This window comes from Streptomyces sp. 7R007 (assembly GCF_054850255.1).
In genome coordinates this window covers 660,895-687,258 of sequence record NZ_JBTWMV010000001.1, presented here as the reverse complement: position 1 = coordinate 687,258, position 26,364 = coordinate 660,895, and the positions used below count along the sequence as shown (strand labels likewise).

The 26,364-nt window shown below is 72.6% G+C and carries 28 protein-coding genes, 1 tRNA gene and 1 pseudogene; 19 read left to right on the top strand and 11 right to left on the bottom strand.

Features of this window, described 5'->3' with window-relative positions; translation table 11 throughout:
* Positions 1 to 54: 54 nt before the first annotated feature.
* A complete protein-coding gene (locus ACYF6T_RS03285) occupies positions 55 to 2,856 on the bottom strand; it encodes an AfsR/SARP family transcriptional regulator (protein WP_461693194.1) in 2,802 nt (933 codons plus the stop codon).
* 159 nt (positions 2,857 to 3,015) lie between these two features.
* Between ACYF6T_RS03285 and ACYF6T_RS03280 the strand changes: the two genes are divergently transcribed.
* The 10 genes from ACYF6T_RS03280 to ACYF6T_RS03235 all read left to right on the top strand — a co-directional run bounded on the left by ACYF6T_RS03280 (position 3,016) and on the right by ACYF6T_RS03235 (position 13,282).
* Positions 3,016 to 3,765, top strand: a complete 750-nt coding sequence (locus tag ACYF6T_RS03280) for a hypothetical protein (protein WP_461693193.1) — start codon at positions 3,016 to 3,018, stop codon at positions 3,763 to 3,765.
* Positions 3,766 to 3,953: 188 nt separating this feature from the next.
* Positions 3,954 to 5,369, top strand: coding sequence for a cytochrome P450 (locus tag ACYF6T_RS03275; RefSeq protein ID WP_461693191.1), 1,416 nt, complete (start codon positions 3,954 to 3,956; stop codon positions 5,367 to 5,369).
* A gap of 50 nt (positions 5,370 to 5,419) precedes the next feature.
* Positions 5,420 to 6,268 carry a Cof-type HAD-IIB family hydrolase gene (locus ACYF6T_RS03270; protein WP_461693190.1) on the top strand — a complete coding sequence of 283 codons (849 nt, stop codon included), beginning with the start codon at positions 5,420 to 5,422 and terminating at the stop codon, positions 6,266 to 6,268.
* Between the two features lie 95 nt (positions 6,269 to 6,363).
* Positions 6,364 to 7,017 (top strand): helix-turn-helix domain-containing protein, encoded by a 654-nt coding sequence (locus ACYF6T_RS03265; protein WP_461693189.1) that lies wholly within the window; start codon positions 6,364 to 6,366, stop codon positions 7,015 to 7,017.
* Positions 7,018 to 7,069: 52 nt separating this feature from the next.
* Positions 7,070 to 8,395: a M24 family metallopeptidase gene (locus ACYF6T_RS03260; RefSeq protein WP_461693187.1), complete on the top strand. Its 1,326-nt coding sequence runs from the start codon at positions 7,070 to 7,072 to the stop codon at positions 8,393 to 8,395.
* Complete coding sequence (locus tag ACYF6T_RS03255; RefSeq protein WP_461693186.1) at positions 8,395 to 9,372, top strand: thiamine pyrophosphate-dependent dehydrogenase E1 component subunit alpha; 978 nt, start codon at positions 8,395 to 8,397, stop codon at positions 9,370 to 9,372. Before ACYF6T_RS03260 ends, ACYF6T_RS03255 begins: the two co-directional genes overlap by 1 nt.
* Positions 9,360 to 10,340: an alpha-ketoacid dehydrogenase subunit beta gene (locus ACYF6T_RS03250; protein WP_461693185.1), complete on the top strand. Its 981-nt coding sequence runs from the start codon at positions 9,360 to 9,362 to the stop codon at positions 10,338 to 10,340. Before ACYF6T_RS03255 ends, ACYF6T_RS03250 begins: the two co-directional genes overlap by 13 nt.
* A 22-nt stretch (positions 10,341 to 10,362) precedes the next feature.
* On the top strand, positions 10,363 to 11,724 hold the full coding sequence (locus ACYF6T_RS03245) for an amidohydrolase family protein (RefSeq protein ID WP_461693183.1): 1,362 nt from the start codon (positions 10,363 to 10,365) through the stop codon (positions 11,722 to 11,724).
* The gene (locus ACYF6T_RS03240; protein WP_461693182.1) at positions 11,721 to 12,596 is read left to right on the top strand and encodes a cupin domain-containing protein; all 876 of its coding nucleotides are present in this window, start codon (positions 11,721 to 11,723) and stop codon (positions 12,594 to 12,596) included. The genes ACYF6T_RS03245 and ACYF6T_RS03240 overlap by 4 nt, the downstream gene beginning before the upstream one ends.
* Complete coding sequence (locus ACYF6T_RS03235) at positions 12,593 to 13,282, top strand: SDR family NAD(P)-dependent oxidoreductase (RefSeq protein WP_461693181.1); 690 nt, start codon at positions 12,593 to 12,595, stop codon at positions 13,280 to 13,282. Before ACYF6T_RS03240 ends, ACYF6T_RS03235 begins: the two co-directional genes overlap by 4 nt.
* A 79-nt stretch (positions 13,283 to 13,361) precedes the next feature.
* Here the strand turns inward: ACYF6T_RS03235 and ACYF6T_RS03230 are convergent, their stop codons facing one another.
* From ACYF6T_RS03230 to ACYF6T_RS03210, 5 genes are read right to left on the bottom strand one after another with little or no spacing between them, the layout of a single operon-like run.
* A complete protein-coding gene (locus ACYF6T_RS03230; protein ID WP_461693180.1) occupies positions 13,362 to 14,009 on the bottom strand; it encodes an HhH-GDP family DNA glycosylase in 648 nt (215 codons plus the stop codon).
* Positions 14,006 to 14,338, bottom strand: a complete 333-nt coding sequence (locus ACYF6T_RS03225) for a DUF3140 domain-containing protein (protein WP_461693178.1) — start codon at positions 14,336 to 14,338, stop codon at positions 14,006 to 14,008. The genes ACYF6T_RS03230 and ACYF6T_RS03225 overlap by 4 nt, the downstream gene beginning before the upstream one ends.
* 43 nt (positions 14,339 to 14,381) lie before the next feature.
* A complete protein-coding gene (locus tag ACYF6T_RS03220) occupies positions 14,382 to 14,864 on the bottom strand; it encodes a Dps family protein (RefSeq protein ID WP_461693177.1) in 483 nt (160 codons plus the stop codon).
* A complete protein-coding gene (locus ACYF6T_RS03215; RefSeq protein WP_461693176.1) occupies positions 14,861 to 15,148 on the bottom strand; it encodes a WhiB family transcriptional regulator in 288 nt (95 codons plus the stop codon). Before ACYF6T_RS03215 ends, ACYF6T_RS03220 begins: the two co-directional genes overlap by 4 nt.
* Positions 15,149 to 15,196: 48 nt before the next feature.
* Positions 15,197 to 16,003, bottom strand: coding sequence for a lysophospholipase (locus ACYF6T_RS03210; protein WP_461693174.1), 807 nt, complete (start codon positions 16,001 to 16,003; stop codon positions 15,197 to 15,199).
* Between the two features lie 64 nt (positions 16,004 to 16,067).
* Here ACYF6T_RS03210 and ACYF6T_RS03205 point away from each other — a divergent pair.
* The 6 genes and pseudogenes from ACYF6T_RS03205 to ACYF6T_RS03180 all read left to right on the top strand — a co-directional run.
* Positions 16,068 to 16,292: pseudogene (locus ACYF6T_RS03205) on the top strand (3-oxoadipyl-CoA thiolase); the annotation flags it as partial.
* Positions 16,293 to 16,376: 84 nt separating this feature from the next.
* Positions 16,377 to 17,150 (top strand): sulfite exporter TauE/SafE family protein, encoded by a 774-nt coding sequence (locus tag ACYF6T_RS03200; protein ID WP_461693173.1) that lies wholly within the window; start codon positions 16,377 to 16,379, stop codon positions 17,148 to 17,150.
* A 125-nt stretch (positions 17,151 to 17,275) separates the two neighbouring features.
* Positions 17,276 to 17,440 (top strand): 50S ribosomal protein L33, encoded by a 165-nt coding sequence (gene rpmG / locus ACYF6T_RS03195; RefSeq protein ID WP_461693172.1) that lies wholly within the window; start codon positions 17,276 to 17,278, stop codon positions 17,438 to 17,440.
* Positions 17,441 to 17,484: 44 nt separating this feature from the next.
* Positions 17,485 to 17,772: a type B 50S ribosomal protein L31 gene (locus ACYF6T_RS03190; RefSeq protein ID WP_461693170.1), complete on the top strand. Its 288-nt coding sequence runs from the start codon at positions 17,485 to 17,487 to the stop codon at positions 17,770 to 17,772.
* A gap of 30 nt (positions 17,773 to 17,802) precedes the next feature.
* Complete coding sequence (gene ykgO / locus ACYF6T_RS03185) at positions 17,803 to 17,925, top strand: type B 50S ribosomal protein L36 (RefSeq protein WP_461693169.1); 123 nt, start codon at positions 17,803 to 17,805, stop codon at positions 17,923 to 17,925.
* A gap of 410 nt (positions 17,926 to 18,335) precedes the next feature.
* Positions 18,336 to 19,082, top strand: a complete 747-nt coding sequence (locus ACYF6T_RS03180; protein ID WP_461693168.1) for a cobalt-precorrin-6A reductase — start codon at positions 18,336 to 18,338, stop codon at positions 19,080 to 19,082.
* Positions 19,083 to 19,507: 425 nt separating this feature from the next.
* Here the strand turns inward: ACYF6T_RS03180 and ACYF6T_RS03175 are convergent, their stop codons facing one another.
* From ACYF6T_RS03175 to ACYF6T_RS03165, 3 genes are all read right to left on the bottom strand, one after another.
* Complete coding sequence (locus ACYF6T_RS03175) at positions 19,508 to 21,583, bottom strand: MDR family MFS transporter (protein ID WP_461693167.1); 2,076 nt, start codon at positions 21,581 to 21,583, stop codon at positions 19,508 to 19,510.
* A 74-nt stretch (positions 21,584 to 21,657) separates the two neighbouring features.
* Positions 21,658 to 22,431 carry a precorrin-6A synthase (deacetylating) gene (gene cobF / locus ACYF6T_RS03170; protein ID WP_461693165.1) on the bottom strand — a complete coding sequence of 258 codons (774 nt, stop codon included), beginning with the start codon at positions 22,429 to 22,431 and terminating at the stop codon, positions 21,658 to 21,660.
* A 61-nt stretch (positions 22,432 to 22,492) separates the two neighbouring features.
* Positions 22,493 to 23,005, bottom strand: a complete 513-nt coding sequence (locus ACYF6T_RS03165) for a DUF309 domain-containing protein (protein ID WP_461693164.1) — start codon at positions 23,003 to 23,005, stop codon at positions 22,493 to 22,495.
* Positions 23,006 to 23,104: 99 nt separating this feature from the next.
* Between ACYF6T_RS03165 and ACYF6T_RS03160 the strand changes: the two genes are divergently transcribed.
* The 3 genes from ACYF6T_RS03160 to ACYF6T_RS03150 all read left to right on the top strand — a co-directional run bounded on the left by ACYF6T_RS03160 (position 23,105) and on the right by ACYF6T_RS03150 (position 25,065).
* A tRNA-Pro gene (locus ACYF6T_RS03160) sits at positions 23,105 to 23,178 on the top strand.
* 191 nt (positions 23,179 to 23,369) lie between these two features.
* Positions 23,370 to 23,816: a large conductance mechanosensitive channel protein MscL gene (mscL, locus tag ACYF6T_RS03155; RefSeq protein ID WP_461693162.1), complete on the top strand. Its 447-nt coding sequence runs from the start codon at positions 23,370 to 23,372 to the stop codon at positions 23,814 to 23,816.
* Positions 23,817 to 23,958: 142 nt separating this feature from the next.
* Positions 23,959 to 25,065, top strand: coding sequence for an NAD(P)/FAD-dependent oxidoreductase (locus ACYF6T_RS03150; RefSeq protein WP_461693160.1), 1,107 nt, complete (start codon positions 23,959 to 23,961; stop codon positions 25,063 to 25,065).
* On the opposite strand, the gene ACYF6T_RS03145 is transcribed toward ACYF6T_RS03150, so the two are convergent.
* Positions 25,050 to 25,175 carry a hypothetical protein gene (locus ACYF6T_RS03145; RefSeq protein WP_461693159.1) on the bottom strand — a complete coding sequence of 42 codons (126 nt, stop codon included), beginning with the start codon at positions 25,173 to 25,175 and terminating at the stop codon, positions 25,050 to 25,052. The genes ACYF6T_RS03150 and ACYF6T_RS03145 overlap by 16 nt on opposite strands.
* Positions 25,172 to 26,326: a Gfo/Idh/MocA family protein gene (locus tag ACYF6T_RS03140; RefSeq protein ID WP_461693246.1), complete on the bottom strand. Its 1,155-nt coding sequence runs from the start codon at positions 26,324 to 26,326 to the stop codon at positions 25,172 to 25,174. The genes ACYF6T_RS03145 and ACYF6T_RS03140 overlap by 4 nt, the downstream gene beginning before the upstream one ends.
* Positions 26,327 to 26,364: the final 38 nt, after the last annotated feature.

The following is a 26,364-nucleotide window of genomic DNA, read 5'->3' as shown; positions in this document are numbered from 1 at the left end:
GTGCTCCTTCTTCCACCACCCGCGGCCGTCGCCGCCCATTGTGCCGTCCGGTGATCACGGTGTCCCGGGAATGGACCGGTCCGCCAGCCGGCGGAGTCTGTCCCGCATCTCCTGCGCGTCCGGGTGACCGACTCCTTCGAGGATCGTCAGCGCCCGTTGCCAGCTGGCGCGTGCCGCGTCCGGATCACCGGTGGACAGCTGGACGTCGCCGAGGTTGCCGAAGGTGCGGGCCTGTGCCCATCGGTTGCCGACGCCGGCATGGGTGTCGAGCGCCCGGTGGTAGTACGTGACGGCGTCGTCAGGCCGTCGCAGCAGCAGGTGGGCGGTGCCGACGGTGTCGAGTGCGATGCCCTCGCCCCAGCGATCCCCTTCCCGGCGCAGGATCGTCAGCGCCTGCTCCAGGACGTCGATGGCCTCGTCGAACCGGCCGAGCCGCTGGTAGGCGTCGCCCAGGTAGACCAGGATGTTGCCCTCGAGACCGCGGGAGTCGTCGAGCACGCGGCAGACGGCCAGTGCGCGGCGGCAGTACTCGACGGCCCTGTACGGCTCGTCCGCCCTGCCGTAGGCGTAGCCGATGCCGACCATGGCCTGGCATCTGCCGTAGAGGTCGCCGAGTTCCCGGCACAGGTCGGTCGCTGCCCGCAGGCAGTCGACGGCCTCGTCGTACCAGTGCAGCTGGGTCAGGGCGCAGGCCAGGTCGTCGAGGCTTCGGGCCTCGCCCACCGGGTCGTGCGCCTCACGGGCGGCATCGAGGCTGGTGCGGGCGGTGTCGAGCCAGTCGTGCAGATGGCCGCGGAGGCGGAAGAACCCCCACAGGGCCGAGGTCAGACGCCAGGCGATGTCGGGTCGGCCGACGGAGACGGCCTGGTGCACCGCGGCGACGAGATGGACCCGCTCGGCCTCGCACCACTCCAGGGCCTGCTCCTGAGCGGTGAACGCCAGGGGGTGGCAGGAAGCGGGCGGAGGATCCAGCGGAACGCGGCGGCGGTGCGGGGTGAGGAACGGGTGGGTGGCGTCGGCCGTGTGCAGGTACCAGGTGAGGAGCCGCTCGACGGCGCGGCGCCGTTCCCGAGGGGTCTCCTCAGCGAGAACGCGTTCGGTGGTGTAGACGCGGAGCAGGTCGTGGAGGGTGAAGCGGCCGGGCGCGTGCTCGGTGAGCAGATGGGCGCGGGTCAGCTCGACGAGCAGCGCGCGGGTGCGGCGCGGGGCGAGTCCGGCGAGGGCGGTCGCGGCGGGGGCGGAGACGTCCGGCCCGCGGTGCAGGCCCAGCAGGCGGAACAGGCGCGCGGCGGGGGCGGACAGGGCCTGGTAGGACCAGGAGAAGACGGCCCGTGCGTCGGTGGTGATGTCACCGCTGGTGAACACGTCCAGGCTGCCGTCGCTCTCGCGCAGCTCCTCGACGACCGCGCCGAGCGGGAACCCCGGGTGGGCGGCGGCACGGGCGGTGGCGATGGCCAGGGCCAGAGGGAGCCGCGCGCACCGGGTGATGATCTCCTCCACCGCGTCCGGTTCGCTCGCCACCCGGTGCGCGCCGAGCCGGTGGGCCAGCAGGTCACGGGCCTCGTCCGGCGAGAGCAGATCCAGCGCGAGGCAGTGCGCACCCTCCGCCGCGACCAGGCCGGCTAATCGGTCGCGGCTGGTGACCAGGGCCAGGCAGCCCGGGGTGCCGGGCAGCAGCGGACGGACCTGCTCGGTGTCACGGGCATTGTCCAGCACCAGCAAGGCGCGCCTGCCGGCCATCAGGCTCCGGTACAGGCCCACCCGGGCCTGTTCGTCCGCCGGCAGGCGCGGCGCCGGCACGCCCAGCGCGTCGAGGAGGCTCCGCACAGCCTGATCGGGAGTCAGAACCGCCCCGGAGGGGTCGAAGCCCCCGAGATTCACGTACAGCTGCCCATCCGGGAAACGACCGGCCACCCGGTGCGCCCAGTGCACCGCCAGCGCCGTCTTGCCCACGCCCGCCGTCCCCGACACCGCCACCACGGCCGGATGCCGCGCGGTCGCGGCCAAGAGCGCGTCCAGTGCGGCGAGTTCCTCCTCGCGGCCGGTGAAGCCGCGCGCCTCCATGGGCAGTTGTGCCGGTACCACCCGCCGCGTCCCCGTCTCGGCCGGTGGCGGGTCCGCCTCGCCGCGCAGGATCGCCAGATGCACCTGCCGCACCTCGGCACCTGGGTCCGTACCCAGTTCCTCGGCCAGCCGCTTCTGGAGAACGGCGTAGCGGTCCAGCGCCTCCGGGCCGCGCCCGGCGGCGCGCAGCGCTCGCATCAGCGCCATGGTGAGCGGCTCGACCAGCGGATGCTCGGCGACCAGAGGGGTCAGCGCGTCGATCACCGCCGCGTGGTCTCCCGCCCGCAACTCGGCCTCCGCCCATGCCAGCACCGCCTCGATCCGTCGCTGTCGCCAGCTCGCCCGGGTGCGTTCCACCCACGCTCCGGCCAGACCTGACAGCGGCTCGCCACGCCACAGAGCGAGGGCCGTACGCAGCATCGCCACGCGCTCGGCATCCGTACGGTCCCGGCCGCGGGCCTGTTCGACCAGCCGGCGGAACCGGTGCGCGTCGACCCGGTCGGGCGGTACGTCGAGGAGGTAGCCGCCCGGGCCGCGCCGCAGCTGGGACCCGGCGCCGCTCCCCGCCAGCAGCCGGCGGATCCTGGTGACGTACGCGTACAGCGAGGGGCGTACCCGGGCGGGCACCTCCTCGCCCCACACCCGGTCGATGAGCGTCTCCATCGGCACCTGACGGCCCGCGTCCACCAACAGCGCTGCCAGGACAGTTTGTTGCTTGGCCGGACCCAGGTCCACCGGAGCACCGTCCGCGCCCCTCGATTCGACCGGGCCCAGCAACAGAAATTCCGTCATGCGCTTCCCCGTGGCTACTCCGCACCTTCCGCGCTGACCAGTGAAGCAAGGTTCCCCCAAGGTTCCTGCCCACTTTCGCGCCACACCCTGTGACAACAGCACGGGGCACCTCACGCAGGGGTGTCGAGAACGAACCCGATACGACCGGAAGAAGGAGCCATGCGCAGACAACGCCTGTTGCGCCGTATCGCCGTCGTAGTCCTCGGCGGCGCGACTGCGGCCACCCTGTCCATCGTGCCGGCGAGCGCCAACCTGCCCGGCTCGGTACAGTTCGGCAACCCCGGTGACGTGCCTCTCGGCGGCGACTGGAACAACGACGGCGGTGACGAGATCGGTGTCTACCGGCCGGGCAACATCACGTTCTACCTCCGCCACGACAACGGGGCTGTCGACCAGGTCGCCTTGGGCAACCCCAACGACGTTCCCCTCACCGGGGACTGGGGAGGCGACGACGGTGACGAGATCGGCGTCTACCGGCCGGGCAACGCCACCTTCTACCTCCGCTCGGACAGCGGCGCCGTCACGCGCATCACCTTCGGAAATCCCAACGACACTCCGCTGACCGGCGACTGGGACAACGACGGCCGCGACGAGATCGGCGTCTACCGGCCGGGCAACATCACCTTCTACCTCCGCTTCGACAACGGCGCCGTCACCAGCACCGCCTTCGGCAACCCCGGGGACGTTCCCGTCACAGGCGACTGGGACAACGTCGACGGCGGTGACGAGATCGGCGTCTACCGGCCCGCCAACAGCACGTTCTACCTCCGCAAGGACGACGGCAGCGTCATCGTCGTACCCTTCGGCAATACGGGGGACACGCCCGTCATCGGCGACTGGAACAACATCGCCGCGGACCAGGTCGGTGTCTACCGGCCGGGCAACCAGACGTTCTACCCGAGGAACTGACCACCGCTCGGCGCCCTCGTGTGGCCGCCGCGGCACACGCGGCGGCCACACCGTGCACCGGCGCGGGCCCCCTCGGGACCGGTTGTGAAGATTTGCTACTGGTGAGTACCCCCCTCGCCTGGCCCACCGGACACCTGAGGTAGCTTCTTGCCCGGTCCGCGGGCGGAGGCGAAGGGGGCGGGGGAAGCGTGGGAATCCACCTGGTCGACGAAGAGGACGGCGGCGCCGCGGTGCCGGACGGCACCCCGCTGGAGGAGCTGGCCGCAGAGCCCCTGCTCACCCGGGACTACGAGACCCGCCCCGAGCTCGTCTACGAGCGGCTGCGCGAGCGGCACGGCCCGGTCGCCCCCGTCGACCTGCTGGGCGTGCCCGCCTGGCTCGTGCTCGGCTACCGGGAGTCGCTCCAGGTGCTGCAGGACGACGCCGGCTGGCCGAAGGGCCTGGAGAACTGGCGGGCCCGCACCGAGGGCCGCGTCCCCGCCGACTGGCCGCTCGGGCCCTCCCTGGAGGTCAACCACGTCCTGATCCAGGGCGGCCCCGCCTACCGCACCCTGCGCACCGCCTGGGACGCCGCCCTGCGCCCCTTCCAGGACCCGCGCCAGCCGCAGGCCAGGCGGCTGAAGGCGGCCGTCGCCGGATACGCCGACGAGCTGATCACCCTGCTCGCCCAGGGCGGCGACACCGGCCACGCCGACCTGTCCGCGCAGTTCTCCCGGCCGCTGCCGCTGATGGCGGCGAGCCATCTGCTCGGCTTCCCCGGCTCCCAGGGCGACGACGCCCTGATGGACATGTGGCGGGTCCTGGACGCCGGCCCGGACGCCGAACCCGCCCTGGAACGGCTGCTGCGCACCCTCGCCGACCTCGCCGCCGCCAAGACCGCCGAACCCGGCGACGACTTCCCCTCCCACCTGCTCGCCGCCCACCCCGACCTCCCGGTGGACGCGCTGGCCCGGGAGCTGTTCATGCTGCTCGGCATGACGTCGGACCACGTCGGCATCCTGATCTCCAACACCGTCGTCGAGGTGATCTGCGGCGAGAGCGAGGGCGGCGTGCGCGCCACGCTGTCCGCCGGGATGGTCCGCGAGACCATGAACCGCGTGGTCATGCGCAAGCCGCCGCTGGTCAACTTCGTGCCGAGGTTCGCCGCCGCGGACACCCCCCTCGGCCACTACGTCATCCGCGCCGGCGACCCCGTCTGGGTCTCCTCCGCCGCCGCCCACGCCGACCCCCTCTTCGCCGACCGGATGACACCCGGCTCGAACATCAGCAGCCGGGCCCACCTGTCCTGGGGCGCCGGACCGCGCCAGTGCCCGGCCCGCGAACTGGCCTCGACGATCGCTGCGGCCGGCGTCAGCCGCCTCTTCGAACGGTTCTCGCACCTCGAACTCGCCCTGCCCGTCGACCAGTTGCCCTGGCGGTCCTCACCGTTCATGCGCGGACTGCGCTCACTGCCGGTGCGCTACGAGCTCATCGCCCGGTCCGTGCCCGCGCTGCCGGCGCCCCCGGCACCGGCGCCCGCGGCACCCGTCGCAGCCGACCGGACGGCCAAGCGGCGGTCGTCGCTGTGGCGGTACCTCACCGGGCTGATCAGGCCGGGCGGCTGACCCGTTCGCGTAGGGTGACAGGGCCGCCGTACCCCTACTGGAAGCAGGTCATGTCCTCCGCGCCCCTCCTCACCCCGTCCGGCATACCCAGTGCTCTCGCCGACATCCGGCTGATCGTCACCGACATGGACGGCACCCTCCTCGACGACGCCAAGCGGCTGCCCGCCGGACTGTGGGAGACCCTGGCCGAACTGCGCCGACGCGGGGTGCTGTTCAGCCCAGCGAGCGGGCGCCAGTACGCCACGCTGGCGCGGGAGTTCGCCGACGTGGCCGAGGGCATGGTGTTCATCGCGGAGAACGGCACCTACGTCGTACGCGACGGCGCCGAGCTCAGCTCGGACCCGCTGGCGCCCGGCGTCGCCGCCCACGTGGTCGAGGCGGTACGGCGGTTGCGGGCGGACGGGGTCGACGTGGGCGCCGTCGTGTGCGGCAAGCGCTCCGCCTACGTCGAGCGCGGCGACGAGGCGTTCCTGGCCGAGGTGCGCAAGTACTACGTCGAGCACCGCGTCGTCGCCGACGCCACCGCGGTCGACGACGACGTGATCAAGGTGGCCCTGTTCGACTTCGGGTCGGCGGAGCGGACCACCGCCCCCGCCCTGGCCGCCTTCACCGCCACGCACCAGGTCGTCGTCTCCGGCAAGCACTGGGTCGACGTGATGAACCGCACCGCCAACAAGGGCGCCGCCCTGCGCCGCCTCCAGCGCGAGCTGGGCATCACCCCCGCCCAGACCATGGTGTTCGGCGACTACCTCAACGACCTGGAGATGCTGGACGCCGCCGAGTGGTCCTTCGCCATGGCCAACGCCCACCCGGACGTCATCGCCAGGGCCCGCCACCTGGCGCCGTCCAACAACGACGACGGCGTACTGCGCACCATCGCGCGCGTGCTGGGCCTGTAGCCGTCCGGTCGGCCGCCGAGCCCGGTGGCCTGGCGTCGGCACCCGCGTCGGCTGTTCAATGGGGCTGCACAGCCCGGTCGAGGAGAGGAGCCACCGTGTCCCCTGCCGACGTGCCGCCCGTCGGGGCGCGGATCCGGCAGGCCCGGCTTGCCCGGGGGGTGAGTCTGCGGCGGCTGGCGCGGGAGGTCGGGGTGTCGGCGAGCCTCGTGTCCCAGATCGAGACCGGCAAGAGCCAGCCGTCGGTGAGCACGCTGTACGCCATCACGACCGCGCTGTCGATCTCCGTGGAGTCCCTGTTCGAGGCGGGGGAGCCGGCGGTCGCGGCGCCGGTGGCCGGTACCGTCGTGCACGCCCTCGCCGCCTTCGCCGCCGACCCCGGCCGCCGGATCGGACCGCTGGTCACGCCGGGGGAGCGGGAGCGGCTGGAGCTGGACTCGGGGGTGGTGTGGGAGCGGCTCGGGCACGTGCCCGGCATGGACGTGGACTTCCTGCTGGTCACCTACCGGCCCGGCGGCGCCTCCTCCGGCTCCGGCGGTCTGATGCGGCACGCCGGCACCGAGTACGGCTGGCTGACCTCGGGCGAGCTCGTCCTCACCCTCGGCTTCGAGGAGTACACGCTGCGCCCCGGCGACGCGGTCTGCTTCGAGTCGACGACCCCGCACCGCTACCGCAACGAGGGCACGGAACCGGCCGTCGGGGTGTGGTTCGTGACCGGCGACGGTGAGGACGACGGCAAGGGTGTTCAGTAACACTTGACACCCGGCGGGTGCCGTCGTTCACTCCGAAGTGGGGGTGGTCGCCATGGCGATCCGCACATACGGACCCAACGCCGTCGACTGGGAAGAACGCGTCGACCTCGGCCGGCTGCGCGGGCAGCGCCTGTCCCGGCTGCACGAGACCCTGAACCGCTCCTCGCTGGGCGCCGTGCTCAGCTTCGACTTCGCCAACATCCGCTACATGACCGCCACGCACATCGGCACCTGGGCGATGGACAAGCTGATCCGCTTCGCCCTGCTGGTCCGCGGCGGCGAACCGGTCGTCTGGGACTTCGGCTCCGCCGCCCGCCATCACCAGCTCTACAACCCCTGGCTCGACTACAGCGACGGCAAGGACGGCCCGCCCACCGGCGCCCGCGCCGGGATATCGACCCTGCGGGGAGCCTTCCACCCGGATGCCGGGATCGCCGGGGACGTCGCCCGCAAGATCGCCGCCGAACTGCGCGAGCACGGCCTGGCGAACGAGCCGCTCGGCGTCGACGTGGCCGAGATGCCCGTCCTCGCCGCCCTGCGCGCCGAGGGCATCGACGTCGTCGACGGCCAGCAGGTCTTCCTGGAGGCCCGCCGCACCAAGACCCGCGACGAGATCTCCCTGCTCACCCAGGCCTGCGCGATGGTGGACGCCGCGTACGAGGAGCTGTACGGGTACCTGCGCCCCGGGGTGCGCGAGAACGAGTGCGTCGGCCTGGTCAGCAAGGTGCTCTACGATCTCGGCAGCGAGTACGTCGAAGGCGTCAACGCCATCTCCGGCGAGCGCTGTTCACCCCACCCGCACGTCTACAGCGACCGCCTGATCCGCCCGGGCGACCCCGCCTTCTTCGACATCCTGCACAGCCATCTCGGCTACCGCACCTGCTACTACCGCACCTTCGCCGTCGGCAGCGCCTCCCGCGCGCAACGGGACGCCTACGTCCGCTGCCGCGCGTACATGGACGAGGCCATCGCACTCGTCCGGCCCGGTGCCACGACCGCCGACATCGTCCAAGTGTGGCCGCGCGCCGAGGAGTTCGGCTTCGCCGACGAGACGGCCGCCTTCGCCCTCCAGTACGGGCACGGGGTGGGCCTGTCCATCTGGGAGAAGCCCATCTTCAGCCGGCTGGTCTCCCTCGACCACCCCGAAGTCCTCGAAGAGGGCATGGTGTTCGCCCTGGAGACCTACTGGCCGGCCGTCGACGGCTGGTCCGCCGCCCGCATCGAGGAGGAACTCGTCGTCACCGCCGACGGCTGCGAGGTCATCACCAAGTTCCCGGCCGAGGAACTGCTGGTGGCCGGCCGCAAGTACTGGACGGTCGGCGGCGAGCTGAACACCCGGCGGGAGTCACAGTCCCACCTCAACACCCGGGACCGCTGATGCATGGCGCCGAACTCCTCGCCCTGTACGAGCAGATGGCCCTCATCCGCCGTACCGAACAGGCCGCCCACGACCTGTTCATGTCCGGACTGGTCAAGGGCACCACCCACCTGGCCGCCGGGCACGAGGCGATCGCCGTCGGCGCGAGCGCGGCCCTGCGCGAGGACGACTACGTCTTCGCCACCTACCGCGGCCACCACCACGCCCTGGCCCGCGGCGCCACCCCCGAGGAGTGCCTCGCCGAACTCATGAGCCGCGCCACGGGGCTGTGCCGGGCCAAGGGCGGCTCCATGCACCTCACCAAGGCGTCCGTGAACATGCTCGGCTCCTACGCCATCGTCGGCGCCCACCTGCCGATGGCGGTCGGCGCCGCCTGGTCGGCCCGGCTGCGCGGCACCGAGCAGGTGGCCGTCGCCTTCTTCGGCGACGGCGCCACCAACATCGGCGCCTTCCACGAAGCCCTCAACCTGGCCGCCGTGTGGAAGCTGCCGGTGCTGTTCGTCTGCGAGAACAACCTGTACATGGAGTACACCCCCATCGCCGACGTCACGGCCGTGCCCCGCCCGGCGGCCGACCGGGCACCGGCGTACGGCGTCCCCGGCAAGGTCGTCGACGGCAACGACGTCCTCGCGGTCCGGGAGACGGTGGCCGCCCTCGTCCAGCGGGCCCGTGCGGGAGACGGACCCGCTGTCGTGGAGGCCGAGACCTACCGCCACTTCGGGCACAGCCGCGCCGACCCGGCCGCCTACCGGCCGGCCGAGGAGGTCGAACGCTGGCTCAAGCACGACCCGTTGGACCTCGCGCGCGGCCGCCTCGCCGAACTGGGCGTGTCCGAGGAGACGGTCACCGCGGCCGACGCACGCGTCCGGGACGTCGTACGGCGGGCCGTCGAGGCGGCGAAGAACGCCCCGCCGCCCGATCCGCGCGAGGCGCTGACCGACGTGTGGGCGGACGGAGGTGCCGCATGGCGGACGTGATCACCTACCGTGAGGCGGTCGCCGAGGGCATCGCGCGGGAGATGCGCCGGGATCCGGCCGTGGTGTGCCTCGGCGAGGACATCGGCGCGGCCGGCGGGGTCTTCAAGACGACCGCGGGACTGCTGAAGGAGTTCGGGCCGCGCCGGGTGTGGGACACACCCATCTCCGAACAGGCCATCGTGGGCGCGGCGATGGGCGCCGCGATGACCGGGATGCGGCCGGTGGCCGAGATCATGTTCTCGGACTTTTTGGCCTGTTGTTGGGACTACCTCGCCAACGAGATACCCAAGGTGCGTTACATGACGGGCGGTCAGGTCACCGTGCCCCTCGTCGTGCGCACCGCCAACGGCGGCGGGCTCGGTTTCGGCGCCCAGCACTCGCAGGCCACGGAGAACTGGGCGCTGACCGTCCCCGGACTGAAGATCGCCGCCCCGGCCACCCCCGCCGACGTGATCGGCATGATGGCGGCGGCGATCCGCAGTGACGACCCCGTCGTCTTCTTCGAGCACAAGGGGCTGCTGGCGAGCAAGGGGACGCCCGCGCCGCCGGACCACGTGGTCGAGCTGGGGCGCGCCGCCGTCGTCCGCGAGGGCGGGGACGTCACCCTGGTCGCCCTCGCCGCCATGGTGCCGGTGGCGCTGACGGCCGCCGAACGGCTCGCCGAGGAGGGCATCCACGCCGAGGTCGTCGACCTGCGCACCCTCGTCCCGCTGGACACCGCCACCGTCCTCGCCTCCCTCGGCAGGACCTCGCGGCTGGTGACGGTCGAGGAGAACCCGTACCAGGGCGGCTGGGGCGCCACCCTCGTCTCGGTCGTCGCCGACGAGGGGTTCGGACTGCTGGACGCGCCCGTGCGGCGGATCGCGGGGGAGTGCGTCCCGCTGCCCTTCGCCGACGCGCTGGAGGAGCGGGTCATCCCCACCGCCGACAAGGTCGTGGCGGCCGTGCGGAGCCTCGCCGCGTACTGAACACCCCTGAGGAGGAAGCGCGATGACCGATCGGACACTCCTGCGCGCCGGGTACGTCATCTCCATGGACCCCGCCGTCGGGGACCTGCCGAGGGGGGACGTCCTCATCGAGGACGGGAAGATCGCGGCCGTGCGACCGGAGATCAGCGCGGACGCCGACGTCCTCGACATGACCGGGCGGATCGTGATCCCCGGCTTCGTCGACACCCACCGCCACACCTGGGAGGCGTCCATCCGGGGCGTCGCCCCCGACGCCACCCTGGACGACTACTTCATCGACATCCTCGACACCTTCGCTCCGCTCTACACGCCCGAGGACGTGTACGCGGCCAACCTCGCCGGCGCCCTGGAATGCCTCGACGCCGGCATCACCACCCTCGTCGACTGGTCGCACATCAACAACACCCCCGACCACCCGGACGCGGCGATCGAGGCCCTGAAGGAGACCGGAATCCGGGCGCAGTACGCCTACGGCAGCGCCAACACCTCCCTCGCCGACTACTGGTTCGAGAGCAAGATCGCGATCCCCGGCGACGACGTGCGCCGCGTCCGGGACCGGCACTTCGCCTCCGACGACGGCCTGCTGACGATGGCCCTCGCCACCCGTGGTCCCGGCTTCTGCGTCACCGACGTCGTCACCTCCGAATGGGCCCTCGCCCGCGACCTGGGCATCCCGATCACCGTGCACGTGGCGATGGGCCGCCTGGCCGGCCGCTTCGGCATGGTGCGCCAACTGGGCGACCTGGGGCTCCTCGGCCCCGACACCACCTACATCCACTGCTGCCACCTCAGCGACGAGGAGTGGCGGATGGTCGCCGACAGCGGAGGCACGGTGTCCATCGCGCCACAGGTGGAGACGCAGATGGGGCACGGCTGGCCGCCGGTGATGAAGGCGATCGAGCACGGCCTGCGCCCCTCGCTGAGCATCGACGTCGTCACCACCGTCCCCGGCGACATGTTCACCCAGATCCGCGCGGCCTTCGGCGCCGAGCGCGCCCGCGTCAACGCCGCCTGCTGGGAGGCCGACACCCCGGTGCCCGACACGATGCTGACGGCACGTCAGATGCTGGAGATCGCCACCCGCAACGGCGCGCACGTCGCGGGACTGGAACACCGCACCGGTTCCCTGACCCCCGGCAAGCGCGCCGACGTCGTCGCCCTCGACGGCACCGCCCTGAACGTCGCCCCGGTGCACGACCCGGCTGCCGCGGTGACGCTGTCGGCGGACGTCTCCAACGTGGAGACGGTGATCGTCGACGGCGTGGTCCGCAAGCGGGACGGCAAGCCGACCGCCGACGTGGCGCGGGCGCGGCGGCTGGTCGAGGAGTCCCGGGAGCGGCTGCTGGCCGCGAAGCAGGCGAAGCAGGCGAAGGGGACGGCATGACACGGCACTTGGTGCGCCGGGCCGCCGACCTGCCCGCCCCGCCCTACGACCGGCTCGGCCACCGGAGGCGGGCGCTGGTGGGCGAGGAGGACGGCAGCGTGCACACCGGCTTCGGCCTGTGCGAACTGCGGCCGGACGGAGCGGTCCCGGCCCATGTGCACTCCTACGAGGAGAGCTTCCACGTCCTCGACGGGAGCGTGGTCCTCGACGTGCCCGAGGGCTCGTACCTCCTCGGCGAGGGCGACTACGGCCTCCTGCCCACCGGCGTCCCGCACGCCTGGCGCGGCGCCGGGGACACGGCCGCACGCTGGGCGGACATGCTGGCGCCCGTGCCGCGGGCGCGCTACGGGTACGACACCCAGCCGGTACCGGAGCTGCCCCGGCGCGACCCCGTCCGCATCGACGTCCGTGACCCGCGCACCCGCTCCTTCGGCCACTTCGAACCCGCCCAGATGGACCCCGGCAAGCAGTCCCAGGACCTGCTCGCCGTCTCCGCGAGCATGCGCACCGCCCTGCTCGTCTACAGCGGCATCACCGTGAAGACGATGGTCGACAGCGACCTGGGCGCGGTCGCCTCCACCATGTTCATGGTGCAGTACGCTCCCGACGGCGTCGCCGGCACCCACGACCACCCCTTCGAGGAGACGTACTACTTCCTCGAAGGCGAGGCGGAGGCGACCTTCGACGGCGTGACCCACCGGCTCGGCCCCGGCGACTGCGCCTGGGCGGGCGCCGGTTGTGTGCACGGCTTCGCCAACGCCGGTACGGGACCGCTGCGTTGGCTGGAGACGCAGGCACCGCAGCCGCCGCCACGCCACTCGTACCGCTTCACCCGCGACTGGCAGTACCTGAGGGAGGCCCTTCGCTCATGAGCAGTGTCCTCGTCGTCGGCGGCACGTCCGGGATCGGCCGGGAGTTCGCCCGCGTCCGCGCGCGGGTGGGCGACCGGGTCGTGCTCACCGGCCGCGACGGCCACCGCGCGGACACCGTCGCCAAGGAGGTCGGGGCGCGCGGACTCGCCCTCGACCTGTCCCGGCCGCGGGAGATCGCCGCGGCGCTGGCGGGCGTCGGACACGTCGACCACCTGGTCCTCGCCGGCGTCTCCCGCGACGAGAACCGGGCCACCGCCTACGACATCGACGCGGCCCTCGCCCTCGTCACCCTCAAGCTCGTCGGCTACACCGAGGTCGTGCACGTCCTGCGGCCCCGGATGCCCGACGACGGCGCGGTCGTCGTCTTCGGCGGCCAGGCCAAGGAGCGCCCCTACCCGGGAGCGACCACGGTCGCCACCGTCAACGCCGGTGTACGGGGCCTGGTCAACACCCTCGCCGTCGAACTCGCGCCGGTCCGCGTCAACGCGATCCACCCGGGCGTCGTCGGTGACAGCCCCTACTGGCTGGCCAAGCCGGCCGAGGTGCTGGAAGGGCTGCGGGCCAGGACCCCGACCGGACGGCTCGCCACGATGGCCGACGTGGTCGACGCCGTCGACTTCCTGCTGCGCAACCGGTCGGTGAACGCGGTGGAGTTGAACGTCGACGGGGGATGGCTGCTGGGCTGACGGGCGTCAGGCGACGCGAGTCGGCGGGTCCGCGGGTCGGCGTCGAGGACGCGGGCGTCCTGTCGGGCGTCGCATGCGGTCACGCGGCGCCGCGGAGGCTGTCCTCGGCGACCTTCTCATCCAGTGCCGCCCGCACCAACGCGGCCGCGAGAACGGCCGGTTCGGTACGTCCCGCGAGCTTCACCAGCCGCTCCGGGTCCTTCGGCAGGCCGAGCCGCGCCGCCCCGTCGAGGGCCTTGGCGTCCAGGTACGGCGCGGCTTCCGGCCACACGCTCTGCACCTCGCGCAGGAAGATGTCGGCACCGGCCGGACCGATGCCGGGCACCTCCTGGAGGAGCCGGCGCAGTGCGTCGATGTCGCCGTCCGCCTCCTTCCGCATCCGGCGCAGGTCCCCGCCCCAGCGTTCGATCAACAGCTCGGCACCGTCGCCCAGTTGGGTGGCGGTGCGCTCGTCGTAGCGCCGGTAGCCGCCGCGGCCCAGCGCGTCGACGCGCTCCTGCCAGTCCGCCCCGGCCATCCGCCGCGGATCACGCAGCCCCGCCCGGTACAGCTCGCGGGCGGAGTCGATCGCGATCGAGCCGCGGATGCGGGCGCTGAGCAGGAGCGCGAGGACCAGCAGCCGGTACAGGGGCTGCGGGGTGTCCCTGAGCGTGATGCCCGCCTCCTCGGCGAACGTCCGCCCGTGGCCGCGCACCAGGTGCCGTACGACGTCCTGCCGGTCGCTCACGGCTTCAGCGGGTCGTGGCCGATCGTCATCAGCCGGTGACGGCGCGGAGTGTCCTCGGCCGCCGGTTCGTTCTCCATGTCGGTCTGCGCGGTCACCGTGTCCACGACCTTGTACATCACCTGGATGTCCTCGTCGGTGAGGTCGGTGCGCCGCTTCTGCAGGATCGCCAGGACGTGCTGCCCCGTGGGCGTGCCCGCCTCCTCCGGCAGTGGTTCGGTCCGCTCCTCGGCGTCCCGCACCCGCAGCCAGGCGGCGAGCTCCTGCGAGGTCATGTTCACCACGCGGTGGAAGTCCTCCCACAGCGCGTCGAGTTCGAGGGCGTCGGTCATCGGGTGCCCCTTCCGTACGTACGTGCTCCGGCCGGGCCCGGGGTCAGTCCTCGCGCGGGTAGTTCTCCGCGTCGAACATCCACCGCTGCTTCTCCAGCTCGGCCGTGATGGCGATCAGCAGGTCCTGGGTGACGGGATCCGCCGTCTCGGTCGCCTCGATCCGCTCGCGCAGCCGCCCGATGGCCGCCTCCAGGGAGTCCACCATCAGCTGCACGACGTCCGAGTCGCGCAGCCAGCCGTGCGGCGGGTCGGGCAGGGTGAAGTCCTTGGCGACCGTCTCCGGCCGCCCGTCCGGCGGCACGCCGAGGGCCGCGGAGCGTTCCGCCACCGTGTCGGAGAACGAGCGTGCGGCCGAGACCACCTCGTCGAGCTGGAGGTGGATCGAGCGGAACCTGCGCCCCACGATGCTCCAGTGGGCCTGCTTCCCGGTCAGGGACAGGCCCAGCAGATCCACCAGCGTGTCCTGAAGCGCCGTGCAGGCCACCTTCCGGGCATCGTCGGGCAGCGTGCTCTTCACACCGGTCATAGCGCGCTTCTCCTCCTCGTGTCGCTGGTCATGTGCCGTCTGGAGGTGCGGAACAGCTCCACGCGTTCCTCCTCGCCCGTGCCGCCCCACACGCCCGCCGTCTGGCCGCTGCTGAGCGCGAAGGCCAGACACGGGTCGCTCACCGGGCAGCGGGCGCAGACGCGCTTCGCGGCGGCGGTCTCCCGCAACGCCGGGCCCGTCGTCCCCACGGGGAAGAACAGTTCGGGGTCCTCACCCACGCAGGCCGCTCTCCGCAACCACTCCATGCGTGCGCGGGTGCCCATGACCCACTGCTGCAAACAGCCGGGCCCGGGCCGGCGCGACGGCGCGGATCAGCGGGGCAGGACGCCGTCGAGGAAGCGTTTCAGGTCGGCGAACACCTCCGCCTTGTGCGTCTCGTGGAACACCTCGTGCCGGGCGCCGGGATAGATCCGCTCGGCGCGTACGCCGCCGAGCCGTTCGACGCCGATGCGGCTGCCGGCGAGCGGGACGAGCCGGTCGTCGTCGCCGTGCAGCCACAGCACCGGCAGCGCGCCGACGCCCCCGCCCTCGGCGACGGTCCCGAGGGTCCGGGCGAACGCCTCCACCGTCGGCCGTTTCATCGGCCCGTGCCACACCAGCGGATCCGCCGCGTACGCCGCTCCCACCGCCGGGTCGCGGGAGAGCGCCGCCGGGCTGATGGGCGTGTCCGGGATCTCGTCCAACGCGAGCAGCCGCCCCGGCAGCTCCCACGCGCCGATCACCGGCCCGGACAGCACCAGCGCCGCCAGCCCGGCGCCGTACCGCTGGGCGAACCGGGCCGCGATCAGGCCCCCCATGGAATGCCCCACCAGCACGACCGGCGCCCCGGGACACGCCTCCCGCGCCAGCCCGGCCACGGCGTGCAGGTCGTCGACGACGTCCTCGAAGTCGGCCACCAGCACCCGCTCGCCGTCCGACCGCCCGTGACCGAGGTGATCCGGCGCGTACACCGCCGCCCCGTGCCCGGCCAGCACGCCGGCGAGCTCCTCGTACCGGCCGGCGTGCTCCCCGTACCCGTGCACGAGCAGCGCCACGTACCGGGGCCGCTCCCGGGGCCATGCGCGTACGGCGACCGCGCCGTGGCTTCCTGCGAGGACGTGCTCGCGGGCGTCGGACATCGCTCTCCTCGGGCCGTGTCGGGGATGGGCCTGGTCCGGGGATCTTCCCAGACGCCGGGAGGAGGCCGAGTTCAACGAGGCGTTCGCGGCCCAGGCCCTGGCCTGCGTGGACCAGCTGGGCATCGACCCCGCCCTGGTCAACCCCACCGGCGGCGCGATCGCCCTGGGCCACCCCCTGGGCTGCTCGGGCGCCCGCATCCTGACGACCTTACTGCACCGCATGCGCCGCACGGGAGCGGAACGGGGTCTGGCCAGCGGCACCAGCGGCATCACGGGCCGCCGGTCCGCATCACCCGGCGCCGGCGACGCCGGGTGCCAACCAGCGAGACGGTGCTTACGGGACCGGTTGCCTGCACATAGCATCGGTCCCCGCATGGACACGATGACGCTCTGGCACATAACCGGCTGGGAGTTCGCCGCCCTCGCCTTCGCCGCCCTCCTCGTCGGCTTCTCGAAGACCGCCGTGAGCGGCGCCAACACGGTGAGCCTCGCCATCTTCGCCGCGGTGCTGCCCGCCCGCGCCTCCACCGGCGTCCTCCTGCCGGTCCTGATCGCCGGCGACGTCCTCGCCGTCCTCACCTACCGCCGGCACGCCCACTGGCCCACCCTGTGGCGCCTGTTCCCGGCGGTCGCGGCCGGCGTGGTGGTCGGCACGCTGTTCCTGGTGTGGGCCGACGACAAGGTCGTACGGACCTCGATCGGCGCGATCCTGCTGCTGATGGCGGCGGTGACGGTGTGGCGCCGGCGCACCGCGGACGCCGACGAGGAACCGGACTCGGTCGCCACCCGCTCCGGCCGCGTCAAGGCCCGCTCGTACGGCGTCCTCGGCGGCTTCACCACCATGGTCGCCAACGCGGGCGGCCCCGTGATGTCGATGTACCTGCTCTCCGCCGGCTTCCGCAAGCTCGGCTTCCTCGGCACCTCGGCCTTCTTCTTCCTGATCGTCAACGTCTCGAAGGTGCCGTTCAGCGCGGGCCTCGGTCTGATCGACGGCCGCTCGCTGCTGCTCGACGCCGCACTCGCGGTCTTCGTCGTGCCCGGCGCCCTGTTCGGCAAGTGGGCGGTGAACCGCATCAACCAGCGGCTCTTCGAGCGGCTCGTGATCGCAGCGACCATCGTCGGCGGACTGCAGCTGCTGCTGCGCTGACACGGAATCGCGGGGTCCGGGGCTGGGTTCGGGGCCGGGAATGCGGGGAGGGGGGCCCGCGTTACACCGCATGTGATTGACATGCCTGGATCAAGGATCCGTGGCGTGGGCGAAGGGAGGACCCCATGGCACGCAGCAAGGCGCGCCCCGTCGTCACGCTGAGGTCGACGGCCGGAACCGGCGTCACCTACGTGACCCGCAAGAACCGCCAGAACCACCCCGACCGGCTGGTCCTGCGCAAGTACGACCCCGTGGCCGGGCAGCACGTCGAGTTCCGCGAGACCCGCTGAACGACGACTGCCGCTCCCAGGCCGCTCCCAAGGAGGGAAACCCCGTGAAGCCCCGCATCCATCCCGAATCCCGGCTCGTCGTCTTCCGTGACCGTGCCGCGGACGTCGCGTTCCTGACCCGTTCCACCGCCGACTCGTCCCGGACGATCGAGTGGGAGGACGGCCACACGTACCCGCTGATCGACGTCGAGATCTCCTCGGCGAGCCACCCCTTCTACACCGGCAACCAGCGGGTCCTGGACACCGCGGGCCGAGTGGAGCGCTTCGAGCGCCGCTACGGCCGTTTCACGACGCCGACACGGCCGGCGGGGTCGGCGACGGCGGCACGATGAGGAAGTCGGCACGATGAGGAAGGCGGCACCATGAAGGTGCGCAAGTCCCTGCGCGCGCTGAAGGCGAAGCCCGGCGCGCAGGTGGTCCGACGACGCGGCACGGTCTTCGTCGTCAACAAGAAGAACCCCCGCTTCAAGGCCCGCCAGGGCTGACGAACGAACACGGAGGGCGGCCGCCGGGCCATACGCCGGACGGCCGCCCTTCGCCGTCCGGGCACCCCGGGCGTCGCGACGTCCCGATCATGCCGGTCGTCCTGGGTGTCCGGGCCGACCCAGTTGTCCTGGGTGCTCCGGCCGTCCCGATCGTCGCGAGTATCCCGGCCGATCCGGTCGTCCCGGTCGCCGCGGGTGTCCCGGCCGATCCGGTCCATCCGGGTCATCGCGAGTGGTCCCGGCCGACCTGGTCCGCCCGGGTCGGTCTCGGGTGTCCCGGCCGACGGGGTTTGTGCGGGTCATCGAGGGTGTCCCGGTCGTCCGGGTCGCCGTCGTCCCGGTCGCTGTCGTCCCGGGGGGCCCTCGGGGCCGGGACCGTTGCCGGTCGGGGCGTCTCGTACGCTCCTGCCATGCCCCCGCATGTCCTGATCCTCGGCGGTACCACCGAGGCCCGCGAACTGGCCGCCGCCCTCACGGCACGTCCCGGTGTGCGGGTGACCACCTCTCTGGCCGGGCGCGTGAGCAGGCCGGGCGCGCTGGCGGGGGACGTGCGCGTCGGCGGCTTCGGCGGCGCGGAGGGGCTCGCCGGCTGGCTGCGCGACGAGCGCGTGGACGTCCTCGTCGACGCCACACACCCTTTCGCCGAGACGATCACCGCGAACGCGGCGCGGGCCGCGGCGGCCGCCGGTGTGCCCGCCCTCGTACTGCGCCGGCCGGGCTGGCGGCCGGGCCCCGGCGACCGCTGGCACCCGGTAGGTTCACTGGCCGAGGCCGCGGAGCTGCTGCCCCGCCTGGGCCGCCGGATCTTTCTGACCACCGGGCGCCTGGGCCTTGCGGCCTTCGCGCATCTGACGGAACTCCACTTCGTCGTACGGTCGGTGGAGCCGCCCGAGCCTCCCATGCCGCCGCATACCGAAGTGCTCCTCGCCCGGGGCCCGTTCACTCCGGCCGACGAGACGGAGCTGCTGCGCGCGTACCTGGTCGACGTACTGGTCACGAAGGACAGCGGGGGAGAAGCGACGGCCGCCAAGCTGACGGCCGCCCGCGAACTCGCCCTGCCCGTCGTGATCGTCCGCCGCCCACCACTGCCCCCGGGTGTGACCGCCGTACCCGACGTGCCCACCGCCCTCGACCACTTGAACCCAGGACTGACCTGATGGACATGACCGGCCCGACGAGCTACACCGGCCTGACGAGCCTGACGAGCCTGACCGGCTCGCCGGGCTTGATAGCCCCGCTGGCCTGACCAGCCGGGTGGGTTGATCGCCTGATCTGCCGGACCGGCCAAAGGGCGTGATCGGCCAGACGGGCGTGATCGGCGCGACCGGCACCCGCGGCCCGCGCATCCGCGGCCCAATCGACCCCGCCGGCTTCACCAGCCGGATGGCCGTGGTCGCTTGATCCGCCTGACCGGCCACAAGGCGTGATCTTCAGACCGGCGTGATCGGCCCGACCGGCCCGACCGGCCCGACCGGCCCCACCGGCCCGCGCAGCCCGACCGGCATCAGCGGCCCGCGCAGCCCGACCGGCACCAGCAGCCAGCAGCGCGACCGCCCCCAGCGGCCCGCGCAACCCGGCCCGCTCAGGCGGTCGCCGGTTCCAGCTCCCGTGCCCGTTGCGGCAGACCACTGTTCAGGTCCTCGACCAGGAGCCGTTTGGCGATCGTGTCCACCGCGGCGCGCAGGTCGGCGTCGGTCGGGCGGCCGACGTCCTGCCGCACCTGCTCCTCCAGCCACTTCGCCCAGGCCGCGCTGATGACGGCGGCCTCACGCCGGCCCGCCTCGGTGTGCGAGAGGAGACTGCCCTCGCGGGTCAGGTACCCCTCCTCGACCATGCGGTCGAAGACCGGCAGCAACACCTCGGGCGGCAGATGCCGGCGCGCGGCGATCAGCCCGAGGCCCGCGTGGCCCACCATCCGCGTGAACAGTTCGACCTGCATCACCGCCCAGGCACCGGCGATGTCGAGCCGCGTGTCGGACTCCGTGATCAGCCGGCGAGCGGTGCCCTGGTCCGTGCTGCCGATGATCTTCCCGACGGTCGCCTCCAGCACCCGCTGCGAGTCCGCACCGTGCGGTGAGGCGAACCCCTCGCCCATGTCCGTCGAACCGGCCCGGGCGCTGTCGCGCAGCTGGACCTGCTTGAGGAAGAGGGCGACCAGGAAGCCGACGGCGGCGACCGGGACGGTCCACCGGAAGACGGTCTGGAGCGTGTCGGCGTAGGCGTCGATGACCGGGGCGGCCGCCGCGGCCGGCAGCCTGTGCAGGCCCTCCGGACTGGTCGCCGCCTTGGCGATGACGGCCGGCGACGCGGCGCCGGTTCGCGCGGCGGCGGCGATCCCGTCGGTGAGGTTGGGCCCCAGGCTGTTGGTGTAGATCGTGCCGAACACGGCGGTGCCGAAGGAACTGCCCAGCGTACGGAAGAAGGTGACGCCCGAGGTGGCGGTGCCGAGGTCGGCGTACTCGACGGTGTTCTGCACGGCGATGGTCAGCACCTGCATGCACAGGCCGATGCCGGCGCCGAGTACGAACATGTACAGCGACTCCAGCCAGGCGCCGGTGTCCGGCCCCATGAGGGACATCAGGAACAGGCCGACGCCCATGACCAGTGAGCCGACGATCGGGAAGAGACGGTACTGGCCGGTCTTGCTGACCACGTTGCCGCTGAACACCGACGCGATGAGCAGGCCGACCACCATCGGCAGCGTCCGCACACCGGAGATCGTGGCCGAGTCGCCGTCGACGTACTGGAGATAACTCGGCAGGTAGGTCATCGCGCCGAGCATGGCGAAGCCGACGATGAAGCTGAGGATCGAGCAGACCGTGAAGACCGGGTTGGCGAACAGCCGCATCGGCAGCATCGGTTCCTTCGCCCGGGTCTCGACCCGGCAGAACAGCCCCAGCGCGACCACACCGGCGGCGAACAGGCCGATGATGACGCCGGAGCCCCACGCGTACTCGTTGCCGCCCCAGCTCGTCGCCAGGATCAGCGCGCTCGCGCCGACCGCGACCAGCGCGATGCCGAGGTAGTCGATGACCGGCCGGGAGGCCGACTTCACCACCGGGATGGTGCGGGCGGCGGCGACGACCACGACGACCGCGATCGGCACGTTGACGTAGAAGGCCCAGCGCCACGACAGGTGGTCCGTGAACAGGCCGCCCAGCAGCGGCCCGATGACCGTGGCCACCCCGAACACCGCGCCGATGGCACCCTGGTACTTGCCGCGCTCGCGCAGCGGGATGACGTCGGCGATCAGCGCCATCGCCGTCACCATCAGCCCGCCGGCACCCACGCCCTGCATCGCCCGCCAGGCGATCAGCAGCGACATGTTGCCGGCCAGACCGCACAGGAACGAGCCGGTGATGAACACGATCGCCGAGACCTGGAAGACCACCTTGCGGCCGAACAGGTCGCCGAACTTGCCGACCAGGACCGTCGAGACGGTCTCCGCCAGCAGATACGCGGTCACCACCCAGGACATGTGCGCGGCGCCGCCCAGGTCCGACACGATCGTGGGCAGCGCGGTGCCGACGATGGTCTGGTCGAGGGCCGCGAGCAGCATGCCCAGCATGATCGTCAGGAAGACGACGTTGCGGCGACGCGTGTCCAGGACGGGGGGCTGCGCGGCGGGCAGTGCGGTTTCCTCCAACGCTGCTGTCACGAGGTCACCTTCACACCTGGGGGTTGTTCCCGCATGCGGGGACGGTCCGCACGAGTGCCCGCCGACCCGGCGGCCTACTCCCGCGGATGCCTGCGCAGCAGATACGTGTCCATGATCCAGCCCTTGCGCTCCCGGGCCTCGGCCCGCAACCGCTCGATCCGCGGCGCGGCCTCGGCGATCGGGCCGGAGGCGAGGATCTCGTCCGGGGTGCCTATGTACGCCCCCCAGTAGATGTCGATGTCCTGGTCGGCGTACTTCAGGAACGTCTGGTGCGCGTCCAGCATCACCACCACGTCGTCCACGCCGTCCGGGAAGCCCTCCGCGAGCCGCCGGCCGGTGGTGATCTGGACGGGCCGGGCGACCCGGTTCAGCCCCGTGCGGTGCCGGGCGACGAGCGCCGAGACGCTGCTGACGCCCGGCACGACCTCGTACTCGAAGGCGACCGTGCCGCGCTCCAGCACCTCTTCCAGAATCCCGATCGTGCTGTCGTACAGCGCGGGGTCCCCCCACACCAGGAACGCGCCGCTCTCGCTCTCGCCGAGCTCTTCGGCGATCAGCCGCTCGTAGATGCCGGCGCGGGCACTGCGCCAGTCCCCGACGGCCGGGGAGTACTGCGCGCCGCCCGCCTTCCGGTCCCGCTCCGGGTCCCGCGCCTCGACCACGCGGTAGGCCGATCCGTGCGGTATGTGCGTCTCCAGCATGTCCCGGCGCAGCCGGGTCAGGTCGCTCTTCGCCTCGCCCTTGTCCAGGACGAAGAACACGTCCGTGCTCCGCAGCGCCCTGACCGCCTGGAGGGTGAGCTGCTCGGGGTCGCCCGCGCCGATACCGATGACATGAATCTTTCGCACACCCCGAGTCTGCCGTACGCCACTGACAGTGGGCGCACCGCGTCCGCCCTGGTCGGCGGCGCTACCGCAGGCGCGGCGCCCGGGCCGCCGCGTCCACCGGACCGCCGCCCGCCGCCACGCCCTCCGCGAGCTCCCGCGCCCAGCGGGCGAGCCCCGCGAGATCCATCCCGTACGGTCGCGGCTGTCCGGAGACCTCCGCCCACTCCTGCACGGCCGCCGCGCCGCGCCGCAGCAGCCGGGCCCCGCCGGTGGCGTTTCCGCGGGCGGCGTGCGTGAGCCCCACGGCGAGCTGCGCCAGGCCGCGCCACAGTGTCCTCTCCGTCTCCGGCCCCGACTTCCAGGCGTCCTCGAACACCTCGTGCGCGTGGAAGGGCTTGCCCGCGTCCAGCAGTTCCTGCGCCTCGGCCACGGTCTGCTCCGGTCCGCGCACGACGCCCTCGGGCTGCCGGGCCACGCCCCGGGCCCCGTACGGCAGCGGCCGCCCGAGCCCGTCCCGGGGCCGGGCGTTGCGGGCCCGCCCCTCGCCGTCCCGGTCCCGCACGCCTGCCCGCCGCTCGGAGGATGTCTCGCCCATACGACGATTGTCCCCCGACCCCCGCCCGCTTCGGCGCGACGGGGCACATGGGGTAAAGTGCTGTCGGCGCGATCACGCGGTCCACCGCGGCACGCGCACCGGGACGTGGCGCAGCTTGGTAGCGCACTTGACTGGGGGTCAAGGGGTCGCAGGTTCAAATCCTGTCGTCCCGACGGTGCGAAGGGTCTTCGCAGGCGGCAGCCTGTGGAGGCCCTTTTTCGCGTGATCGGTCAGGCGCGGGCCGCCCCCGAGGTGTGGCGCCCGCCGGCCGTTCACCGGAACGAGTGAGGCGGTTGGACGCCGGAGAAAGCGACCGGCAGCATGGGCCGCCGTCACCCCTCACCCATCGCACAAGGAGTACCCGGTGCTCAAGGGATTCCGCTCGTTCCTGCTGCGCGGCAACGTGGTCGACCTCGCGGTCGGCATCGTGATCGGCGCCGCGTTCACCGCCGTGGTCACCGGCTTCGTCACCGCGTTCCTCACGCCGCTGATCGGAGTGGCGACCGGGGCGGTCGGCGACTTCAGCAAGCAGGCGTTCACGGTCGGGGAGACGGCGTTCCCCTACGGCGCCTTCCTGAACGCCCTGATCAGCTTCGTGCTGGTGTCCGCCGTGATCTACTTCGCCGTCGTCCTGCCCGTGGGCCGGCTCCAGGCGCGCTTCAACCCGGTCAAGGAACAGCCGGTGGCCAAGACCGACTGCCCGGACTGCCTGAGCACCGTGCCCGCGGCGGCGGTGCGGTGCGCGTTCTGCACCTCCGAGCTGGCCGGCCGTCCCGGATTCCCCGCCCAGGCCGGCGCCCCCGTGCACTGACCCGGTCCCCGCGGCCGCGCACCGTTCCGTGCCGACCGTATCCCCGCCGCTCTTCACGGCATCCGCACAAAGCCCACCCGGTGCTTGAGGTTTCAACTGCTACGCTCGCTGCCGTTCCCCCCACCCGTTACAGGAGACCGTTGTGCGAGACGGCAACGTAGTGGTGATAGGCGGCGGTTACGCGGGTGTACGGCTCGCCAAACGCCTGGACGCGACGGCGCGGGTCACCCTGGTGGACCGCAAGGAGGTCTTCTTCCACCGCATCGCCTCCCTGCGCGCCGGGGTGCGCCCGGAGTGGACGATCACGCCCTTCATCCCCTACGACCGGCTGCTGAGCAACGGCCGTGTCGTCGTCGGCAAGGCCGTCCGCGTCGACACCTCCGCGCGCGAGGTCCACCTGGCCACGGGCGAACGGCTGCCGTACGACGTGCTGGTCATCGCCACCGGCGCCGACTACCCCGAGCCCGCGCGCTTCACCGGCACCACCCCCGAGGAGGCGGCCAAGTCGTTCGCCGGGCACCAGCACAGGATCGCCGGCGCCGAGCACGTCCTCGTCGTCGGCGGCGGCCCCTCCGGCGTCGAACTCGGCGCCGAGATCCGGCTGGCCCGCCCGGACGCCCGGGTCACCCTCGCCCACTCGGGGACGGAGCTGCTCGACTCCACCGGCAGCGCCCGCGCCGGCCGCAAGGCCCGCGCCTGGCTGGAGTCGCACGGCGTGGAGGTGCGCCTGGACTCCTTCATGTCCCCCGGCAACGAGTTCGGCACCTACCGGGACGCCCGCGGCACCGTCCTGTCCGCCGACCTCTCCTTCTGGGCCACCGGCACCACCCCCAACACCCTCTGGCTGCGGCTGGCCGGGCACGGCGACTGGCTGAACGGGAGCGGGCACGTGAAGGTCGACCGGATGCTGCGGGTCGCCGGGCACCCGGACGTGTACGCGGTCGGCGACGTGAACGACGCGGGCGAGCTCAAGGTGACCCCCGCCGCGCTCGCCCAGGCGGAGGTCGCCGCCCACAACATCCGCGTGTACCTGCGCGGTTCGGGCCGGCACGGCAAGCGGCCCCGCTCCTACCGCGCGGTCCACCGCACCCCGCTCATCGTGCCGTTCGGCCCCGCCGACGGAGTGACCGTGCTGCCCGTGCCCGGCGGAGAGACCGCGGTCCTCGGCACCCGCACCACCGCACTGGCCAAGGCGAAGACCCTGATGACCCCCTTCATGCGACGCCAACTCGGCTACACGGCCGCCTGATCGAACAGCCCCGGCTGCGTCACGGCGCCGGAGACCCACCGGTGCAGCGTACGGGCGTGATCCGCGCCCATGTTCCCCGCGCCGACCACCCCGACGGCTACGGCGCTCACGCGAGGCTCACCCACGCCCGTTCCTCGGCCGAGCGGGTCATGGCGTCCAGTGCCTCCGCGCTCGCCACGGCGTCGTCCAGGGTCGCGCCGTACGGCCTCCCCTCGGCGACGGAGCGCAGGAAGCGGTACGCCTCGATCACCTTCAGGTCGTCGTAGCCCATCGGGTTGGCCGCGCCCGGCTGGAAGGCGGCGTACTCGCCGGCGCCCGGGCCGACGTACACCGTGCTGACCGGCTGGTCCTGGTAGGCGGCGCCGCGGCTGACGGCCAGCTCGCCCATCCGGCGGTAGTCCCAGAAGACCGCGCCGGTCGTGCCGTGGATCTCGAAGCCGTAGTTGTTCTGCTCGCCGACCGAGACCCGGCAGGCCTCCAGCACACCACGGGCGCCGGAGGCGAAGCGCAGCAGGCAGCCCACGTAGTCGTCGTTCTCCACGGGGCCCAGGGCGCCGCCCGCCGCCCGGGTGTGACCGGCGGTGGCGCCGGTGGGCCGGGCCCGCTCGGGCACGAAGACGGCCGTGTCGGCGCTCAGCGACTCGATGTCGCCGAGCAGGTGGCGGGCCAGGTCGACGCCGTGCGAGGCCAGGTCGCCGAGGACTCCGTTGCCGCCGCGCTCACGCTCGTACCGCCAGGTCAGGGCGCCTTCGGGGTGGGCGGCGTAGTCGCTGAACAGGCGGATGCGGACATGGGTGACCGTGCCGATCTCACCGGCGGCGATCAGCTCGCGGGCGGCCTGGACGGCGGGCGCGTTGCGGTAGTTGAAGCCGACCGTGCCCTGGACACCGGCCTCGGCGACCGCGTCGGCGACCGCGCGGGCGTCCTGCGCGGTGAGGCCGACCGGCTTCTCGATCCAGATGTGCTTGCCGGCCTCGGCCATCGCGACACCGATCTCGCGGTGCAGGAAGTTCGGTGCGGTGATGCTCACGGCCCGCACGCGCGGGTCCGCCGCGACCTCGCGCCAGTCGCGGACCGCGGACGAGAAGCCGTACCGCCCGGCCGCCTCCTCGGCCCGGCCGGGCACCTCGTCGGCGACCGTCACCAGGTCCGGCCGCAGGGGCAGTTGCGGGAAGTGGTGCGGCAGCCGGGCGTAGGCATGGGTGTGCACCCGCCCCATCCAGCCGAAGCCCACCACGGCGACGCCGAGCCTGTCCACGATGACCGCTCCTTCTTTGGACCGTTCCACAACCCTGGCCC

Coding starts and splice junctions, on each gene's coding strand:
- rpmG (WP_461693172.1), top strand. CDS start 17,276: ATGGCACGCAGCAAGGCGCGCCCCGTCGTCACGCTGAGGTCGACGGCC.
- ACYF6T_RS03270 (WP_461693190.1), top strand. CDS start 5,420: ATGTCCTCCGCGCCCCTCCTCACCCCGTCCGGCATACCCAGTGCTCTC.
- ACYF6T_RS03200 (WP_461693173.1), top strand. CDS start 16,377: ATGGACACGATGACGCTCTGGCACATAACCGGCTGGGAGTTCGCCGCC.
- ACYF6T_RS03180 (WP_461693168.1), top strand. CDS start 18,336: ATGCCCCCGCATGTCCTGATCCTCGGCGGTACCACCGAGGCCCGCGAA.
- ACYF6T_RS03280 (WP_461693193.1), top strand. CDS start 3,016: ATGCGCAGACAACGCCTGTTGCGCCGTATCGCCGTCGTAGTCCTCGGC.
- ACYF6T_RS03260 (WP_461693187.1), top strand. CDS start 7,070: ATGGCGATCCGCACATACGGACCCAACGCCGTCGACTGGGAAGAACGC.
- ACYF6T_RS03225 (WP_461693178.1), bottom strand. CDS start 14,338: ATGACCGACGCCCTCGAACTCGACGCGCTGTGGGAGGACTTCCACCGC.
- ACYF6T_RS03240 (WP_461693182.1), top strand. CDS start 11,721: ATGACACGGCACTTGGTGCGCCGGGCCGCCGACCTGCCCGCCCCGCCC.
- ACYF6T_RS03210 (WP_461693174.1), bottom strand. CDS start 16,003: ATGTCCGACGCCCGCGAGCACGTCCTCGCAGGAAGCCACGGCGCGGTC.
- ACYF6T_RS03255 (WP_461693186.1), top strand. CDS start 8,395: ATGCATGGCGCCGAACTCCTCGCCCTGTACGAGCAGATGGCCCTCATC.
- ACYF6T_RS03220 (WP_461693177.1), bottom strand. CDS start 14,864: ATGACCGGTGTGAAGAGCACGCTGCCCGACGATGCCCGGAAGGTGGCC.
- ACYF6T_RS03235 (WP_461693181.1), top strand. CDS start 12,593: ATGAGCAGTGTCCTCGTCGTCGGCGGCACGTCCGGGATCGGCCGGGAG.
- ACYF6T_RS03215 (WP_461693176.1), bottom strand. CDS start 15,148: ATGGGCACCCGCGCACGCATGGAGTGGTTGCGGAGAGCGGCCTGCGTG.
- ykgO (WP_461693169.1), top strand. CDS start 17,803: ATGAAGGTGCGCAAGTCCCTGCGCGCGCTGAAGGCGAAGCCCGGCGCG.
- ACYF6T_RS03165 (WP_461693164.1), bottom strand. CDS start 23,005: ATGGGCGAGACATCCTCCGAGCGGCGGGCAGGCGTGCGGGACCGGGAC.
- ACYF6T_RS03250 (WP_461693185.1), top strand. CDS start 9,360: ATGGCGGACGTGATCACCTACCGTGAGGCGGTCGCCGAGGGCATCGCG.
- ACYF6T_RS03245 (WP_461693183.1), top strand. CDS start 10,363: ATGACCGATCGGACACTCCTGCGCGCCGGGTACGTCATCTCCATGGAC.
- ACYF6T_RS03285 (WP_461693194.1), bottom strand. CDS start 2,856: ATGACGGAATTTCTGTTGCTGGGCCCGGTCGAATCGAGGGGCGCGGAC.